Raw genomic sequence first — 16,924 nt, 5'->3', positions numbered from 1 at the left:
AACTGTTACAATTTGGCATGACCTATCAAGTACTCGCGCGCAAATGGCGCCCCAAAGGCTTCTCGACCCTGGTGGGCCAGGAGCATGTCGTGCGTGCGTTGACGCACGCGCTCGAGCAACAGCGTCTGCATCACGCCTATTTGTTTACCGGCACGCGCGGCGTTGGCAAGACCACGTTGTCGCGCATTCTGGCCAAGGCCCTCAATTGCGAGACGGGCATCACGGCGCAGCCGTGCGGCGTCTGCAAGGCATGCCGTGCGATCGATGAAGGGCGCTTCGTCGACTACCTGGAAATGGACGCGGCCTCGAATCGCGGTGTCGACGAAATGACATCGCTGCTCGAAAAGGCGGTCTATGCGCCGGCGGATGCACGCTTCAAGGTCTACATGATCGACGAAGTGCACATGCTCACGGGGCACGCGTTCAACGCGATGCTCAAGACGCTGGAAGAGCCGCCCGCACACGTCAAATTCATTCTTGCGACGACCGATCCGCAAAAGATTCCGGTCACGGTGCTGTCGCGCTGCCTGCAATTCAATCTGAAGCAGATGCCGGCAGGGCACATCGTCTCGCACCTCACGAACATCCTCGGCGAAGAAGGCATCGAGAGCGAGCCGCAGGCGTTGCGTCTGCTCGCCAAGGCGGCGGGCGGCAGCATGCGCGACGCGTTGTCGCTCACCGATCAGGCCATCGCCTACGCGGCAGGTCCGCTGAGCGAGAGCGCCGTGCGCGCCATGCTCGGCGCGATCGATCAAAGCGTGCTCGTGCGCCTGCTCGATGCCCTGAAGGACGAGTCGCGTACCGACCTGCTCGCCGTGGCCGACGAAATGGCCGAGCGTAGCTTCTCGTTTGCTGCCGGATTGCAGGATCTCGGCAGCCTGCTGCACAAAATTGCATTGGCGCAATATGCGCCGCAGGCGGTTTCCGACGACTGGCCCGAAGCGGCGGACGTGCGACGTCTGGCCGAAGCGTTGTCGCCCGAAGCCGTCCAGCTCTATTACCAGATCGCCACCCGAGCCCGCGGCGAACTTGGCCTGGCGCCCGACGAATACACCGGTTTTTCGATGGCGCTGCTGCGCATGGCGGCGTTCACGCCGCTACTCGCCGGCGGCACGCTTGCCGAGCCGCCCACGCCGCAAGCGGCTGGCGCGGCTCGCGCCGCAACACCGGCTGCCGCGCCGTCGCGTGCGCCGATGGCAGAGCCGTCGCGCGCTCCGACATCGTCGGCTCCTGTCGCTTCTGCGGTGCCAGCGGCACAACCTGAAGCACGTCGCGCCCCGGCGGCCCGCACCAGCGCGCCGACCGACGGTGCGCCGATGTCGCCCGCCCGCGCCGCGCTGGCTGCGCTCAACGCCGGGCGAAAGGGTACGGCAGGGCGCACCGGCGGTGGTGCCGCCAGTGCGAACCGCGGCAGCACGTCGCGCGCGTCGGACGATGCGCCGGCAGGGGCCGATCCCGAGCCCGAGCCTGCCGGGTCTGCAACGCCGGCGCCTGCCCCAGCGGCCCCGCCGCGTGCTTGCGTCTACCGTGAAGCCGATGGCGTCGCGCCGATTTTTACCGGCGAATGGCCGGCACTGGCTGCGGAGCTTCCCGCACGGGGTCTCGCTCAGCAACTGGCCTTCCAGAGCGAACTGACGGAAGTGGCCGGGCGAGCCCTGCATTTGCGCGTGCCACTGCGTCAATTGGCCGACGCAGCCACGACCGACAAGCTGCGTCAGGTGCTCAGCGAACACTTCGGTGCCGACGTGCAATTGCAGGTCGAACTGGGGCAGGTGGGCACGACGGCTGCATCGCTTGCGGCAGAAGCGGCGGCCGCGCGTCAGCGAGCGGCGGAACAGGCGATTGCCGACGATCCGCTCGTGCGTGAACTGATCGACGAATTCGGCGCGCAGATCCTGCCAGGCAGCATTCGCCCGGTACAATAAGCAAATTCGCTATCGCGAAACGGCACCGGGTTTTCGAATTTTTCTCCCAAACGCGCGTTACATACGCTCCACGCCCCCTCATACGATTTACTCAGGAGTCAAGATGCTGAAAGGAAACATCGCGGGTCTGATGAAACAGGCTCAGCAAATGCAGGAAAACATGAAGAAGGCGCAAGAGCAGTTGGCCCAGATCGAAGTCGAGGGTCAGTCGGGTGCCGGTCTGGTCAAGGTGGTGATGACGTGCAAGAACGACGTGCGCCGCGTGACCATCGATCCGAGCCTGCTGGCAGACGACAAGGACATGCTCGAAGACCTGGTGGCGGCGGCGTTCAACGACGCCGTGCGCAAGGCCGAAGCGACCGCGCAGGAAAAGATGGGCGGGCTGACCGCCGGTCTGCCGCTGCCGCCGGGCTTCAAGATGCCGTTCTGAGCATCGCTCGCCCGTATCAAGAGAAAGACGACGCATGCCCCAGCTCTCGAGCCTGCAAGAACTCGTCGACGCCCTGCGCGCGTTGCCGGGTGTCGGTCCGAAGTCGGCCCAACGCATTGCTTACCACCTGCTGCAACGCGACCGCAAAGGCGCGGTGCGGCTGGGCGAAGCGCTGGTGCATGCCTCCGAGCAGATTCGCCATTGCGCGCGCTGCAACACATTTTCCGAAGTCGAAATCTGCGAGACGTGTCTCGATCCCGAGCGCGATACGAGCCTGTTGTGCGTGGTGGAAACCCCCGCCGACCAGAACATGCTCGAGCAGACGATGACCTTCAAGGGACTGTATTTCGTGCTCATGGGCCACCTCTCGCCGCTCGACGGCGTGGGACCGGGCGAGATACATTTCGAGCAATTGATTCGCCGCGCCACCGACGGCGTGGTCAAGGAAGTGGTGCTTGCCACCAACTTCACCAACGAAGGCGAAGCCACCGCCCACTACCTCGGACAGATGCTCAAGGCCCGTGGTTTGCGCGTGAGCCGACTCGCACGAGGCGTGCCGGTCGGGGGTGAGCTGGAATACGTGGATGCCGGCACCATCGCCCGTGCAGTCCTCGACCGACATACGCTCTGAGCATGACGCGCACGTGACGCTGTCCGCACTTGCGCGTAGGTACTGCTACCACTCATCCAATCGGATTAGCTGTTTTTCGCTATACCTGTGCCTCCCCCGGTCTTCTAGACTGAACCTGCCGACTTGAGGACCCAACAGCAGGGGGAACTTCATAACTCTCGAGAGGCGTGGGGCCGTATACCTGTTGTGCAGAAGCGGTCGACGACCGAAAAAAACTGTACGCAGGCACTGCTTAGGCAGGGAGTTAAGGTATGGCTAACGATACCGGGCGCACCCTGATTTATGCCTCCCGAAAGCATAACGATGGTTTGCTGTCGTTTTTGGGGGAGCAAGGCTGGCAAGTCGTGCCGGCCAAGAGCGCCAGCGACGTCGGTCGCATTCTGAATCCCGGGGTCACCAGCGCAGCACTCATTGACCTGGCGAGCGGTTATAGCGACCGCGAGATGGGCGCATTCGAGTCCTGCATGCAACCTGCCACCGTCGGCTGGGTTGCGGCCACAAATCCCGAGCAACTGACGACAACCGCGATTCGCCGGTTGATTCGTGACTACTGCTTCGACTACGTCAATGTGCCGTGCACGAACGATCAGCTTGCGCATTCGATCGGTCATGCGTGGGGCATGGCGTCGCTCTCGGAGGTCCCGACCTTCACGCCGCAAGTCGGCGGCGATCAGGAAATGGTCGGAACGTGCGAGGCGATGCAGCAACTTTTCCGCACGATCCGCAAAGTCGCCAATACGGACGCGCCCGTGTTTATCTCGGGCGAGTCGGGCACGGGCAAGGAGCTGACCGCGGTGGCTATCCACGAGCGCTCGTTGCGCGCGAAGGGGCCGTTCGTGGCGATCAATTGCGGAGCCATTCCTCCGCATCTGATGCAATCCGAACTATTCGGCTATGAGCGTGGTGCATTCACCGGCGCGAATGCCCGCAAGATCGGACGCGTCGAGGCAGCCAACGGCGGTACGCTGTTGCTCGACGAAATCGGCGATCTTCCGTTCGAGAGTCAGGCCAGTCTGTTGCGTTTCCTGCAACAGGGCGCTATCGAACGTCTAGGTGGACATGAGGTGATTCCGGTCAATGTGCGCATCATCTCTGCAACGCACGTGGATCTGGAGGAGGCCGTCAAGGAAGGCCGCTTCCGCATGGATCTGTACCATCGCCTGTGTGTGCTGCGCGTCGAGGAACCGCCGCTGCGCGCACGCGGGCAAGACATCGAAATCCTCGCCCACCATGTGTTGCAGCGCTTCAAAGGCGATAACCATCGCAAAATCCGCGGCTTCACGCAATGCGCGGTGCAGGCGATGTACGAGTATCACTGGCCGGGGAATGTTCGCGAACTGATCAACCGCGTGCGCCGCGCCATTGTCATGGCCGACAGCCGCACGATCTCGGCCAAGGATCTCGACTTGCTGCCGTGGGTGCCGACGCTGGTGCGCACGTTGGAAGAAATTCGCGCGGAGGCCGAACGAACGGCCATCGAGCAGGCATTGCTGCGCCACTGTCACCGGCTGACGGACGTGGCCGCAGAGCTGGGTATTTCACGCATCACCCTCTATCGACTGATGTGCCGGTATGGGCTGCGTGGTGACGAATCGGGCGTGCCGGCCTGATATCTTCTGGCGAAGAGAGAGCGGCCGTCCTGTGATGAGCAGGGCGGTCGTTTCTTTTTGGGCTCCTGATTATCGTCATGCAGACCGTTCAAAAACTGCGGTAAATCGTCGATTTTTCCCCGTTGTCCTCGTGTTCCACGATTGCTGCCATCGCCAATAACGACGGGCGATTCGAGCGATTTCGCGCGCGTTCCCCACACACCTTTCCCATACGCATTGCGTTGTCTCGCACGGCGAGCGAACGCGTCCCGCGACGTCATGCGTGCCTGATGACGATGGGTTATCGCGCGGGCTTCACAACACCGTCACGAGCGGAGGTTTGCGCGTTTGTCTTGCCGCGAAACCGCTACCGAGGGTTGTCCCGCGAACACATCAAAGATGAAACATCCGGGGAGGCGAAGCACGCGATGCCAAGGGCGTCTTCATGTGACGTCTGCGTGTCGCTTTGCCGCCAGCCCGGCATTTCGCCGCAAATCTGTCACGCGAAACCCTTGTAAAACGGGCCTTCCGGGCACGCGTCGCTGCTCACGCCGATATCGTTCGCAGTTCGGAATGTTTGTCGCTTGTGCGATTTCGCCGTCATTGGCGATCAGACGCAGCCCACGTATCAATGCTGAAACGTTTTCGCACACATGCCCCGGAGCGCCATCCCACTGAAAAAATTAACGCCAATGTTTTCAAACACTTAAGGCGGGTGGCACGGAAGTCGCTTTATTGAGCCGGGCAAGGAGGGCACAGCGATGCGAATTCTCACCACCGAAATGCAGTACCGCGTACGACAAGGCGCCAGCGCATTGAGCGCAGCCATCGTTGTGACGCTCGGTCTGTGCGCCGTACCAGCGCAAGCCCAGGACGTCACACGCTCGCCGCTCATGCACGTGGCGATGCTGACGGGTTCGATGATGCCGGCTTCGTTTGGCGCGACCACGCTGCCGGCCATGCCGATCTCCGACGCCGATGTCAGCCTCGTGCCGCCGGTTGCGGTACAGACCCCGGCGGACGAAGCGCCGGCCGTCGCGAGCCGTGAAGACGCCGGCAACGTTGCCGATGGTATGCCGCTTGCGGCAGCCCGTATCGATGATGAACAACTCGGAACCCAGCGCGGCCGCAATTTGCAAGGCGGCGCGATGGTCAAGTCACCCGGAATGGCGCTCGCCAACGGCGTTACGTTGTGGGACGAATTGCCCGGCGCCGTGACGCCGACGCCGCGCCCGCAGCAACTGTCGAATGGCGTGAACAACGTTCAGGTGACGCGTGTGACTTACACGACGCGGTGAACAAGATGCCCCAACTCTCCATGACGCATGCCGGAAGTCTGCTCGCCACGATGCTCGTGGCGCTGGCCCCGGCGATGCAGCCCGGCCGAGCCCATGCCGAACCGGCCACGCCGGGCGACATCGTGGTCGAGCGCAACATCGGCCCGGAGATCGCGTACCGCGGTCTGCCGCGTGTCGAGAACCCCATTGGCGTCGCGGTGCCGGCCTTCCCGACGGGACCGTTCAATACCGCCATGGGCGCCGTCAATCAGGTCACTGATGGCGAATTGACCGGCCGTGCCAACGCGGGGCTCGTCACGGGCGCCGTGCAATCGGGCATCAACCCGGTCATGGGCGTGCTCGTCGGCAATGCCCGTGGCGGCAACGCGCTCAATACCTCTAACGGCGTGGGCGGCGGATTCGGCGCCGGCGCTGGCGGTGGGGGTGGCATCGGCAGCATCGGCACGCTCGTGCCGTCGGTGATCAGCTCGGCGCTGGCGCCGCTCACGAGTCTCGGCGCAGCAGGAGCGGCGAAATGAGCGCACATCGCGGGTCGCGTGGCGCGCAGCGCGCCCTCCCTCTGACGGTCGCTGCCCTGCTGGGTGCATTTGCCGGAGCGTCGTCGGCGCAGGATATCTGGATCACGAACGGTGAACTCAACGGCACGCACGCCACCATCGAGAACGGCGTCGCCGTAGGGGTGACCGGCGCGCTTGGGGTGAACCAGGCGGCGGGCGTCAACAACGCGCAGGCCAACAGCGCGCTGATCGCGAACGGCGGCGGGCTGACGGTCGGCGCATCTAGTACCAATCAGCAAGCCCTCGTCACGTCGACGACCGGCGCTGCCAGCGCCGCAATTCAAGGCAACGCATTTTCAGGCACCTCGGGGCTGACGCAAGTCAACCAGGCGAGCGGTGCCGGCAATCTTCAACGCAACGCGACCGTCATTGTGACCGGCGATGCGTCTGGAGTGGCGAGCGTATCGGATACGGCACTATCCGCTGCGATCTCCAAGGGTGGCCCGGCTGGGCGCGACAACCTCAACGATCAATTCCGCACGGCGTCGATTTCCGGTGACGCCTTCCGCGGTGCGAGCGGTGTGGTCCAAGTCAACCAGTCGGCTGGGATAGGCAATGTAACCGCAAATGTTTTTGTGCTCCGTCCCCCGGCGGGCACATCTTTTTAACTGGGTAACTCTCTCGTCAAGGAGATGGTCATGAAAACGAAAGCCATTGCAGCGGCTGCACTGCTGGTAGCAACGGGTAGCGCCCTGGCGTCACCCCATCACCAGCAATATAGCTTCTCGTTCATCGGCAACGAGACCAACGTTCTGAACCTGGTCGGCATTTTCGGGCTGATCGGCATCAAGGGCTGCGTCACGGTGGATAACACCGGCAACGCGGTTGTGCAAAGCAATCAGAGCGTAGACGTACACCACGTCAATCTGAAGGGCCCGCTGCTCGGTTCTTACACGACGGGCCACGTAACGTACGGCGTTGATTCGAAGACCACCACGGTGTCGAATCAAGGCAGTGCCTACCTGATTGGCAGCAAGACGACGACGCACTACGACGATTCCACGTCGTGGGTGAACGCCAGCGCGAACGGCCACCTGAACACGAGTCAGGCGTTCCAGGCCGGTGCTGCTTATGTGGCAGGGCAATCCAGCTCGGGTTCGGGTGGTTTCATCGCCGGTGGCGGGTATCAATACTCGAACATCGCTGGCGGCGGAGGCATCATCGGTGGCGGCGTCATTCCGCTGCCGGGCGGGTTGGCACTGTATGGCGGCTACCTTGTCGGCAACTTCGGTGCGGGTCAGGGCTCGGCCTGGGGCGGTTATGCCTATGGCCAGCAATCGCAGCAGGCTGCCGGGTTCCTGGCGGCAGGCTTCCTGAACACGCAGAAGAGTTTTGATGCGGCGTTCCATGCGGTCCTGAACCACGGCAATGCATCGATCGAGAGCGATTCGATTGCGGCAGGCGCACTGTGGGGCTTCCAGGATACGTACATGAAGTCCACCACCTGGACCAAGGGTGCGCTCACGCTCCACGTCAACACTTCGACGTTGCAAACGATGGGCGCAACGCTCGGCAATGGCGCGCTGGCTAACGCCAACGGCAACATCGGCGTGAACGTGGCAGCAGGTGCCGACAACGCGCAGGCCAACAACGTCGCGATCGCTTCGCTCAACGCTCAGCCGGTGTATGCCTCGGCGCAGGTGTTCGCGAACCAGTCGTCGAAGGGCTCGGCCAGCATCTCGCAGTTCTATGTCAACGCCAGCGTGGGTGATGGTGCCCTTGCCGGTGCGACCGGGAATGTGGGTGTGAACGTGGCGTCGGGTGTGGGTAACGTGCAGCAAAACGGTCTGGCCGCAGCCGTCTCGCAAGGCGGACACGGCTGGTTCAAGGGCGGTGCAGCCAACTCGACGGCTCAAACCGACCAAACGGCAAGCATGAAGGCCTCGGGCGACTTCATCGCCAACGCTTCGCTGGGCAACGGCGCACTCGCCTGGGCTAGCGGCAACGTCGGTGTGAACGTGGCAGCGGGTATCGGCAACGTGCAGGCCAACAGCCTCGCCATCTCGGCAATCAAGTGATGTCGCTGACCGGTCCGGGAATTCCCGGACCGGTTTTTTCATGAGGTGTGTCATGAATGATGCGCGTCGTGCCGCAGTAAGGATCGCTACGGTTTGCGCTCTGGCGTGCGCAAGCGTGGCCGGGCACGCGCAGTACGCATCGGTGAATCTCGAATCTTCGACTGGTGTACCGGCGGTCAAGAAGATGCGGTCATTCAAATCGATGCACTACGTGAATCTGGTCCAGCAGGAATACGACTTCAGTTGTGGATCTGCAGCGCTCGCAACACTGCTGCGTTATGGCTACGGGATCGATATTCCCGAGCCGGAAATGATCCAGAAAATGATGGTGTTTTCCAACCCGGAAACGGTCATCAAAAATGGCTTCTCGATGCTCGACATGAAGAAATTCGTGGAGACGCTCGGACTCGAGGGGCGCGGATTCAAAGTTGACGTGAGTGCGCTGTACGACCTGAAGATCCCGGTCATCGCGCTGATCGACGTCAACGGCTATCAGCATTTTGTGGTCATCAAGGCAGCGAAGGACGGACGCGTGTTCGTGTCCGACCCGGCGCTCGGCAATCGCATCATCGAGCAAGCCGATTTTGCCAAGCAGTGGAACGGCTTGGTGCTGGCGGTCATCGGCAAGCCGTTTCTGGAGGATTCACCGCTGCTCAAAGGAAACGAATCCCTGGCGGCCAAGCTGCGCGACAGCGCGCTGGCGACCGGGACGTCACCGACCCCGATGGTGGATTTCGGCATCATCCGGGCGGACCTGTTTTGAGATCAGACCATCATGAATCGATATGTTCCGATGCTGGCTATCCCGCTGCTCGCGAGCGCCGTGCCGGCATTCGCGTCGAGTGTGGTGCCCGAGACCTGGACGCCTGTGAGCGATGAAGTGCTCTCGCACGCGACCGGCAAGTATGCACAACAAAACATGATCACGGGCTTCCAGCTCGTTATGCAATCGCAGTGGCAAATGCCGACTGGCGCGAGCCTTGCCGCCACAGGGGTGCTTGGCGTGAGTCAGGGCAGTGGCGGCGTGCAGATACAGACCGGTGCGGCGACCGGCATTATCCCCGGCCTCGTGAACGCGACTACACCGATCACGCAGGCCGTCGCGGGTGCGGCGAGCGTGCTCGTGAACGGCGTCGCACAGATTACGCAGGTTGCGGGCGACGCGAACAATGCACTGAACAAAGCCACAATCCAGTTTGGCCCTGGCATATCGATCTCCACGCTGGTACCGGTCAGCGGGCAGGGCGCAAACAATTCGCAGACAACGGTGGGCAATCTGAGTGCGAGCGTGGCCATCACGTCGGCCGGCATGCAGATAGCGCTCAATACGCCGAACGGCAATCTCGGCCAGAGCGTGGCCGGCGGCGCTGGCGGCGCGATGAATCAGATCATGCAAGTCGTGCAGGTCGCGGGTAACGCGCAGCAGGTCATGAATACGATGCAGTTGAATCTGCAAACGAATCCGCTCACGTCGAATGCACTGAGACAGGTGGGAATTCAGAACGCCATGGCGAATATGGTCGCCGTGCGCCGATGAAGTGAAGCGCAAGTGAAGTGACGGCGTCGAGCAGTGTATGCACAGTGCGACGCCGGTCCCAGTGTCTGGCACTCAAGTTGCTGACGGACACCATGAAAAATAGAAGTGGGGCATTGCCGCGATAGCAGGTGCGGCGCACAAGAAGGTGATGTCGGCAGGACCCGGACGTGCCGTATCGAAGGAGTGGGGTACGGGTTACGGGTTTCGCACGCGTCACCCCGCAGTCGAGCAGCAAGGACAACGTTGTGGGTAATACGTGTTTTGTTGGATTGCGCGCGGACGCCCGTCCGCACCTTTACCCGGGGGGGATCATGAACACTCACCGCTTTTTTCCCGTTGCCGCTATTCCGTTGGGGGTACTGCTTTTCACGCTATCGGCCCAGGCTCAGGAGCATACGAACCCATCGCCGGACGACCGTCTGCAAATGTTGATGGACATGGTCGACCGGCAGCAGCGGGAAATTTCTTCTCTGAAACAGCGCCTCACCGACATTGAGATGGCGCAACGCGGTCGTGGTCTGACCGCGTGGGACACTGCGCAGATTGCACAGGTCTCACCCGGCGATGGTTCTGCCGCCGGCTCAGCAGGAACCCCCGGCGGCGGCGCCGCCGGTGCTGCGGGCCCGACCTCGGCCACGCCGATCGGCGAAACGCAGCAGATGCAAAAGAGCGAGAGTGACTCGCAGCGCACCCCGGCGGAAGAAGCCGTGGTGCAGGCGCAGCACGCGCCCCTGTTCGATCGCAAGCTCACGATCGATGCCGGTATCAGCTACAGCTACTACGACCGGCGCCAACTTGTGTTGAGCGGCTTCCTCGCCCTCGACGCGATCTTCCTGGGACAGTTGAACCTTGGCGAGACCAAGGCCAACGTGTGGACGTTCGACGTCAACACGCGCTACGGCATCAACGACCGGTTGAGTGTGGCGTTCGACGTGCCCTACCTCTACCGCAATTCGGACTTCATTTCGGGCGGGGTTGGCGGCGCGGCGTCGTCGGTCAGCGACATCAGCAAGAACTCGGCGAACATCGGCGACGTGAATGCGTCTCTGTACTACCAGATCGTCAAGGAGAACGCGAACTGGCCCGATATCGTGGCGTCGTTCCGCGTGACGGCACCGACCGGCACCTCGCCATTCGGTATCAAGCTCGGTACGCCCGATCCGACCAACAACAACCTGACGACACCCTCGCGGCTGCCGACGGGGAACGGGATCTGGGCGTTCACGGCCGGGCTGTCGTTCCTGCGGACTTACGATCCGATCGTGTTGTTCGCCAACGTGGCGTACACGTACAACGTGGCCCGCTCGTTCGACGACATCTCGACGATCGAAGGCACGACGCAACCCGCGAAGGTCAAGCTCGGCGACATCGTTCAGGTGGGGGCCGGTATGGCATTGGCGCTCAACGACAAGACCGCATTGTCAATCTCGTACTCGACGGCGATCTCGCGGGCAACGAAGACCGCCACGCCGGGCAGCTCGTGGACCACGGTGGCAGGCAGCACGACGAACGCGGCGTCGCTCAACTTCGGTATCAACTACGCCATCAACAAGCACTGGACCGTGAACGGTTACGTCAACGCCGGCATGTCGCCGGATGCGCCGAACTATGTCATCGGTCTGCGCTTCCCGTACACGTTCTGATCATGTGAGGGGAGGGGAGTCGGGCAGGACAAGGCTGTGCAAAGGCGCATTGCGCGTCGGCCGAATTGGCGACGCGCAGTGGCGCTAAGGCAGGGAAGGTGAACGTGAAGGCAAACGGTCGCGGGAATGCGCAGCGGCAGTGCCGGCCATAGCCGCCTCCGCCGACGCTTTCGGTGCGGCGATCAGCGCGAGATGCCGACAGGGATGCGACCGGCGCTGGCGTTGACTTTCAGGCTCGCCGGCTGCAATCCCGATGCGAGGGACGACGGTGAATTGGAAGAATACGACGCTGCGGTGACGGCCGAAGGCGGCTGACCCGGCGACATCATCGTTGCCTGCGTGGGTTTGGGCGCGGGCGCTGGCGGAATCACTTCGTCCCACAAACGGACGTTGTTGGCGATCGTGGTGGTTGCGTTTGCCGTGTTGGTCGCATTGATGGGAGCGACCCCGGCGCGCGTGATGCCGGACAGATTGGCAACAACGCTTGGCTGGAGGTTCGCGGCGCGAGTACTCGCAAGCAGCGCGTCGCTCACAATGGCCGGTACGCCGGCAACGCCGGTGATATCGGCCTGAGCGGCGCTTGCAAAACACGCCGTCGCCAGGCAGAGCATGGCAGTGCGCGTCGTCTTGATGGTGATTCTGATCATGGCGTGCCCCCCGGCCTCCGCATGCTGTCCTCCCAGCACTGCTTGTATTCTATTGCGCGATTTGAGAAAGGAAAGGGGAAAAAAGTAATAGCGGAATTTCCGAAAATTGAGTAAATAATTTACGCAGATTGCGGTTTGTCGCGCAGAGGCAACAATCATGGGCGTCTGCGCGAGGCAGACGTGTTGCCATGCGGGCTTCGCGCGTAAACTGAGCCGAAAGCGAGGTGACGCCCGATGCGTAAAAGATGACGAGGGACCGAGGGTTTCTTCGGTTTTTTGTCCCGGCGATGGGGAGGATGATGATTTTCCGGCCGAGTCAACAAAACACGCGACGGGCGTGACAAAAACAGCGGGGGAACGGCGGCACGAACGTGTCGACCGGAACGACAGGGGAAACCATGCGTGTGCTGGTCGTGGGTGAGGCTGCCACCTGGCTGAGCGGCCTGCAAGTCGCGTTGCAGACCGAAGCGAACGCGACACCGCCGGTCTTGCGTCACGTCGACGATGTGACGGTGCAGGACTGGGTCTGGTTGCGCGAATTGCCGTCGCGTCGCGCGCTTGTCCTTGAGGAGTCCGTGGCTCGCACGCCTGCGATCGACACCTTGTGTGCGATGGCGGCCGAATGCGTGCCGGCGGTGCCCGTTATCGTCATCGGCGATGCGGGTTTTCCCGATGAAATCATTCGCTGGCTGCAAGCGGGTGTTGCCGCCTGCCTGCCGTGGCCGAATTCGGTCGCGAGAATTCGTTCGGTCTTCGATCTGGCGTTCTCGGGCGGGCGATTCGTCCCGGACGAGGCACTCTCGGCGTTACTCGTGCTCTGGCGGCAGGAGGCCATGGGCGAGGCGTTGCCTCTCTCGCGTCTGCCGGTGTTCCCATTGGGGGGCGACAAGGCGACACAACTGGCCGAGTCGGCGTTGCTCGGCATCTCTCAGCGGCAGTACGAAATTCTCGCACTGCTCTCGCGCGGTTTATCTATCAAAACGATCTGCCAGCAACTCGTGATTTCCGAGGGCACCGCCAAGACGCATGTGTCCGCGTTGTACCGCCGGCTCGGTGCACGCAATCGCGGAGAGGCGATCTACATTGCGGCGCAGCGCGGCGCGCGCCATCTATTCGAGACGTGAGGCATTGTGGTCGTATCCCGGTGCCGAGGTATCGGAGGGGGGACTTTGGTCGGACTTCGGCGCGATTTGACTCGGAACATTCCAGGATCTGCTGCGAGGTGATTGGCCGATAGCCGACTGTCGAATTACTATACGAACTTCATTTGCCACCCATTGGTATCGGCGCTGCCCTCAGGTGGCGTCTCGAAGTCGACGACGACCGTCGTCGACGAGGCATAGGAGTCCACGCGTTGTCCAAGTCGTCCAAGCCGTTTGAATCTGCATCGCCGCAAGGTCCTGCCCCGACGTCTACGGCATCCGCTGCCGGCTCGTCTCCCGAATCTTCCGCTTCGCCTGTCACCGGTGGCACCGGCCTGCCGGCCAAGGGGGCGCTTGCCGGTGTGAAGGTCCTCGAACTCGGCACGCTGATCGCCGGTCCGTTTGCCGCGCGCATGTTGGGGGAGTTCGGAGCCGAGGTCATCAAGATCGAAGACCCGCAGCATGGCGATCCGCTGCGAAAGTGGCGCAAGCTGCATCCGGATGCGGGAGGCACATCGCTGTGGTGGGCCGTGCAGGCTCGCAACAAAAAGTCGGTGACGATCAATCTCAAGTCCCCCGAGGGGCAGCAGATCGTGCGCAAGCTCGCCGCGCAGGCCGACATCGTGGTCGAGAATTTCCGCCCGGGGTTGCTCGAGCGGTTCGGGCTGGGATACGAGCAATTGTCGGCGGAGAATCCGGGGCTCGTGATGGTGCGACTGTCGGGCTACGGGCAGACGGGACCGTACCGTGACCGGCCCGGCTTCGGCGCGATTGCCGAGTCGATGGGCGGGTTGCGTCATATCACCGGTTATCCGGAACTGCCGCCGCCACGCATCGGTATTTCTATCGGCGATTCCATCGCCGCACTGCACGGTGTGATCGGCGCGATGATGGCGCTGCATCACCGCAACGTGAACGGCGGGCGAGGGCAGGTGGTCGATGTCGCGCTGTACGAGGCTGTCTTCAATCTGATGGAAAGCGTGGTGCCGGAGTACAGCGTGGCGGGCATGGTGCGGGAGCGCACGGGCGCATCGTTGCCTGGCATTGTGCCGTCGAATACCTATCCCTGTGCCGACGGCATGATTGTGGTGGGGGGCAACAGCGATCCGATCTTCAAGCGTCTGATGCATGCGATCGGCCGGTCCGATCTTGCCGAAGACCCGGCGCTGGCGCATAACGATGGCCGTGTGCCGCGCACGCAGGAAATCGACGAGGCGATCGGGCACTGGACGAGTGAGCGTCCCATCGACGAGGCGCTTGCGGTGCTTCAGGGCGCCGATGTGCCGGCCAGCCGCATTTACACCGTTGCCGATATGTTCAAGGATCCGCAGTTCATCGCGCGTCAGATGATCCAGCGACACACCTTCCCGGATGGCACGCCGATCGAGCTGCCGAACGTGACGCCGAAGCTCTCGGAGACGCCGGGACAGACGCAATGGCTCGGCCCGGAACTCGGTGCGCATACGGACGAAGTGCTCGGGCAACTGGGTTATGATGCCGGGCAAATCAAAGCACTGCGCGAGGGTGGCGTCATTTGAACTGACACGATTTTGCGCAGGAACACGGGGCGCGGCAATCGCCGCGATTCGTGAATAAAAAGCACGCCAAACAAAGAAAGAACGCTGCAACCACGGAGACAAACACCATGCAACGACGTCAGTTCGTCACGGCACTGGCCGCCACTGGTCTGATCGGCACGGGCATTCGGCCCGGATTCGCTCAAGCCAAGCTCGAAAAGACCAAAATCGCGATTGCCGTCGGCGGCAAAAATCTGTTCTATTACTTGCCGCTCACGATTGCCGAACGCCTGAACTACTTCAAGGACGAAGGACTCGACGTCGAGATCTCGGACTTCGCCGGCGGCTCGAAAGCGCTGCAAGCGCTCGTGGGCGGGAGCGCCGATGTGGTGTCGGGCGCTTACGAACACACGATCCTGTTGCAGGCAAAAAACCAGTACATTCGCGCGTTCGTACTGCAGGGACGTGCGCCGCAGATTGTCTTCGGGGTGTCGAACAAGACGCTGCCGAACTACAAATCGCTGGCCGACTTGCGCGGCAAGAAAATCGGTGTGACCGCGCCGGGGTCGTCGACAAACATCATGGCGAACTTCGTGCTCGCCAAGGGCGGTGTCAAACCCAACGAGGTGGCATTCGTCGGTGTCGGTGCGTCGTCCGGCGCGCTCGCCGCAATTCGGTCGGGCAACATCGACGCCATCGTCAATCTCGATCCGGTCATCACGATGCTGGAGCGCGACAAGGAGATCCGTGTGATCTCGGACACGCGCACGCTCAAGGAAACGGTGTCGGTGTTCGGCGGGAACATGCCGGCAGGTTGCCTGTACACGAACGAATCGTTCATTCAGAAAAATCCGAACACCACCCAGGCGCTCACCAATGCCATGGTTCGCGCCTTGCGTTGGCTCCAGACGGCAGGTCCGTCGGATCTCATCAAGACGGTGCCCGACGCCTACCTGCTTGGCGACCGCGCGCTTTACCTCGATGCGTGGAGTCGTGTGAAGGAAGCCATTTCGCCGGACGGCCTGATTCCTGCCGATGGCCCGGCCACCGCGTTGCGCACGTTGCAAGCGTTCGACGAGACGGTCAAGGGCAAGTCGATCGATCTGTCGAAGACGTTCACGAACGAGTTCACCAAGAAGGCCGACGCCAAGTACAAATGATGACTGCGCCGGCTCTGAGTTTCGACAGTATTTCGTGTACGTTCGTCGCGCGAGACGACCGTTCAGCGCGTTACACGGCGGTCGCCGACACGTCGCTCGACATTGCGCCGGGCGAGTTCGTCTCGGTCGTCGGTCCGACGGGGTGCGGCAAGTCGACATTGCTCAACGTCGCTGCCGGCTTGCTGGCGCCGTCGTCCGGCACGGTCAAGGTGTTTGGCGAGCCGCTAAAGGGCATCAATTCGCGCGCCGGCTATATGTTTCAGGCCGAAGCGTTAATGCCGTGGCGTAACGCGATCGACAACGTGACCGCCGGTCTGGAGTTTCGTGGCGTGGCGCCTGAGGAAGCCTCGGCACGCGGGAACGAGTGGCTCAAGCGTGTGGGACTGGGCGGGTTCGGCGATCGATACCCGCACCAACTCTCGGGCGGCATGCGCAAGCGTGTAGCCATGGCGCAGACACTGATTCTCGATCCGGACATCATCCTGATGGACGAGCCGTTCTCGGCGCTCGATATCCAGACGCGTCAACTCATGGAGAACGAGTTGCTTGAGTTATGGGCTGCGAAGCGCCGCGCAGTGCTCTTCATCACGCATGATCTGGATGAGGCAATTGCGCTGTCGGACCGTGTCGTGGTGCTTGCCGCAGGGCCGGGTACGCATCCCATCGGCGAATTCCGGATCGATCTGCCGCGTCCGAGGGATGTGGCGGAGATCCGGAATCATCCGCGCTTTACCGAACTGCATGCACAGATATGGGACGTGTTGCGCGAAGAGGTGCTCAAGGGCTATGCGCAACAGTTGAAGGCCGTCTGAATCGTCATGTGTGATATC

The 16,924-nt window shown here is 62.3% G+C and carries 16 protein-coding genes; 15 read left to right on the top strand and 1 reads right to left on the bottom strand.

All coding sequences use genetic code 11. The features are described from left to right. The first annotated feature begins 17 nt into the window (after positions 1-17). The 11 genes from dnaX to PI93_RS17860 all read left to right on the top strand — a co-directional run bounded on the left by dnaX (position 18) and on the right by PI93_RS17860 (position 11,628). Positions 18-1,925: a DNA polymerase III subunit gamma/tau gene (gene dnaX, locus PI93_RS17910; RefSeq protein WP_039374659.1), complete on the top strand. Its 1,908-nt coding sequence runs from the start codon at positions 18-20 to the stop codon at positions 1,923-1,925. 103 nt (positions 1,926-2,028) lie between these two features. Continuing rightward, on the top strand, positions 2,029-2,355 hold the full coding sequence (locus PI93_RS17905; RefSeq protein ID WP_010807314.1) for a YbaB/EbfC family nucleoid-associated protein: 327 nt from the start codon (positions 2,029-2,031) through the stop codon (positions 2,353-2,355). 34 nt (positions 2,356-2,389) lie between these two features. After that, a complete protein-coding gene (recR, locus tag PI93_RS17900) occupies positions 2,390-2,986 on the top strand; it encodes a recombination mediator RecR (protein ID WP_039374661.1) in 597 nt (198 codons plus the stop codon). A 251-nt stretch (positions 2,987-3,237) separates the two neighbouring features. Further along, entirely contained in the window at positions 3,238-4,596 is a 1,359-nt protein-coding gene (locus PI93_RS17895) for a sigma-54 dependent transcriptional regulator (RefSeq protein ID WP_039374662.1), read from the top strand. 740 nt (positions 4,597-5,336) lie between these two features. Next, positions 5,337-5,873, top strand: coding sequence for a hypothetical protein (locus PI93_RS17890; protein WP_039374663.1), 537 nt, complete (start codon positions 5,337-5,339; stop codon positions 5,871-5,873). Positions 5,874-5,878: 5 nt separating this feature from the next. After that, entirely contained in the window at positions 5,879-6,391 is a 513-nt protein-coding gene (locus tag PI93_RS17885) for a hypothetical protein (RefSeq protein WP_144400351.1), read from the top strand. Next, positions 6,388-7,038: a hypothetical protein gene (locus PI93_RS17880; protein WP_039374667.1), complete on the top strand. Its 651-nt coding sequence runs from the start codon at positions 6,388-6,390 to the stop codon at positions 7,036-7,038. The genes PI93_RS17885 and PI93_RS17880 overlap by 4 nt, the downstream gene beginning before the upstream one ends. A 30-nt stretch (positions 7,039-7,068) precedes the next feature. Continuing rightward, complete coding sequence (locus PI93_RS17875; protein WP_052241034.1) at positions 7,069-8,448, top strand: hypothetical protein; 1,380 nt, start codon at positions 7,069-7,071, stop codon at positions 8,446-8,448. A gap of 52 nt (positions 8,449-8,500) precedes the next feature. Beyond that, positions 8,501-9,211 (top strand): C39 family peptidase, encoded by a 711-nt coding sequence (locus PI93_RS17870; protein WP_052241035.1) that lies wholly within the window; start codon positions 8,501-8,503, stop codon positions 9,209-9,211. Between the two features lie 12 nt (positions 9,212-9,223). Next, entirely contained in the window at positions 9,224-9,985 is a 762-nt protein-coding gene (locus tag PI93_RS17865; RefSeq protein WP_052241036.1) for a hypothetical protein, read from the top strand. 311 nt (positions 9,986-10,296) lie between these two features. After that, the gene (locus tag PI93_RS17860) at positions 10,297-11,628 is read left to right on the top strand and encodes a hypothetical protein (RefSeq protein WP_039374741.1); all 1,332 of its coding nucleotides are present in this window, start codon (positions 10,297-10,299) and stop codon (positions 11,626-11,628) included. A gap of 182 nt (positions 11,629-11,810) precedes the next feature. Here PI93_RS17860 and PI93_RS17855 read toward each other — a convergent pair whose 3' ends face one another. Then, complete coding sequence (locus PI93_RS17855; RefSeq protein WP_159372144.1) at positions 11,811-12,434, bottom strand: hypothetical protein; 624 nt, start codon at positions 12,432-12,434, stop codon at positions 11,811-11,813. A 239-nt stretch (positions 12,435-12,673) separates the two neighbouring features. On the opposite strand from PI93_RS17855, the gene PI93_RS17850 reads away from it, so the two are divergent. The 4 genes from PI93_RS17850 to PI93_RS17835 all read left to right on the top strand — a co-directional run bounded on the left by PI93_RS17850 (position 12,674) and on the right by PI93_RS17835 (position 16,906). Further along, entirely contained in the window at positions 12,674-13,399 is a 726-nt protein-coding gene (locus PI93_RS17850; protein WP_052241037.1) for a helix-turn-helix transcriptional regulator, read from the top strand. A 353-nt stretch (positions 13,400-13,752) separates the two neighbouring features. Then, positions 13,753-14,955: a CaiB/BaiF CoA transferase family protein gene (locus PI93_RS17845; protein ID WP_039374744.1), complete on the top strand. Its 1,203-nt coding sequence runs from the start codon at positions 13,753-13,755 to the stop codon at positions 14,953-14,955. A 107-nt stretch (positions 14,956-15,062) separates the two neighbouring features. Next, on the top strand, positions 15,063-16,094 hold the full coding sequence (locus PI93_RS17840) for an ABC transporter substrate-binding protein (protein ID WP_039374671.1): 1,032 nt from the start codon (positions 15,063-15,065) through the stop codon (positions 16,092-16,094). Next, the gene (locus PI93_RS17835) at positions 16,094-16,906 is read left to right on the top strand and encodes an ABC transporter ATP-binding protein (RefSeq protein ID WP_039374746.1); all 813 of its coding nucleotides are present in this window, start codon (positions 16,094-16,096) and stop codon (positions 16,904-16,906) included. The genes PI93_RS17840 and PI93_RS17835 overlap by 1 nt, the downstream gene beginning before the upstream one ends. Positions 16,907-16,924 lie beyond the last annotated feature (18 nt).

The sequence above is a fragment of the Pandoraea fibrosis genome (assembly GCF_000807775.2).
In the GTDB taxonomy this organism is placed as follows: Bacteria; Pseudomonadota; Gammaproteobacteria; order Burkholderiales; family Burkholderiaceae; genus Pandoraea; species Pandoraea fibrosis.
The sequence above is the reverse complement of the archived record's forward strand: the minus strand, read 5'-3'. Positions and strand labels throughout refer to the sequence as shown.

Coding starts and splice junctions, on each gene's coding strand:
- PI93_RS17855 (WP_159372144.1), bottom strand. CDS start 12,434: ATGATTGTTGCCTCTGCGCGACAAACCGCAATCTGCGTAAATTATTTA.
- PI93_RS17880 (WP_039374667.1), top strand. CDS start 6,388: ATGAGCGCACATCGCGGGTCGCGTGGCGCGCAGCGCGCCCTCCCTCTG.
- PI93_RS17870 (WP_052241035.1), top strand. CDS start 8,501: ATGAATGATGCGCGTCGTGCCGCAGTAAGGATCGCTACGGTTTGCGCT.
- PI93_RS17850 (WP_052241037.1), top strand. CDS start 12,674: ATGCGTGTGCTGGTCGTGGGTGAGGCTGCCACCTGGCTGAGCGGCCTG.
- PI93_RS17865 (WP_052241036.1), top strand. CDS start 9,224: ATGAATCGATATGTTCCGATGCTGGCTATCCCGCTGCTCGCGAGCGCC.
- PI93_RS17905 (WP_010807314.1), top strand. CDS start 2,029: ATGCTGAAAGGAAACATCGCGGGTCTGATGAAACAGGCTCAGCAAATG.
- PI93_RS17840 (WP_039374671.1), top strand. CDS start 15,063: ATGCAACGACGTCAGTTCGTCACGGCACTGGCCGCCACTGGTCTGATC.
- PI93_RS17885 (WP_144400351.1), top strand. CDS start 5,879: ATGCCCCAACTCTCCATGACGCATGCCGGAAGTCTGCTCGCCACGATG.
- dnaX (WP_039374659.1), top strand. CDS start 18: ATGACCTATCAAGTACTCGCGCGCAAATGGCGCCCCAAAGGCTTCTCG.
- PI93_RS17890 (WP_039374663.1), top strand. CDS start 5,337: ATGCGAATTCTCACCACCGAAATGCAGTACCGCGTACGACAAGGCGCC.
- recR (WP_039374661.1), top strand. CDS start 2,390: ATGCCCCAGCTCTCGAGCCTGCAAGAACTCGTCGACGCCCTGCGCGCG.
- PI93_RS17895 (WP_039374662.1), top strand. CDS start 3,238: ATGGCTAACGATACCGGGCGCACCCTGATTTATGCCTCCCGAAAGCAT.
- PI93_RS17860 (WP_039374741.1), top strand. CDS start 10,297: ATGAACACTCACCGCTTTTTTCCCGTTGCCGCTATTCCGTTGGGGGTA.
- PI93_RS17875 (WP_052241034.1), top strand. CDS start 7,069: ATGAAAACGAAAGCCATTGCAGCGGCTGCACTGCTGGTAGCAACGGGT.
- PI93_RS17835 (WP_039374746.1), top strand. CDS start 16,094: ATGACTGCGCCGGCTCTGAGTTTCGACAGTATTTCGTGTACGTTCGTC.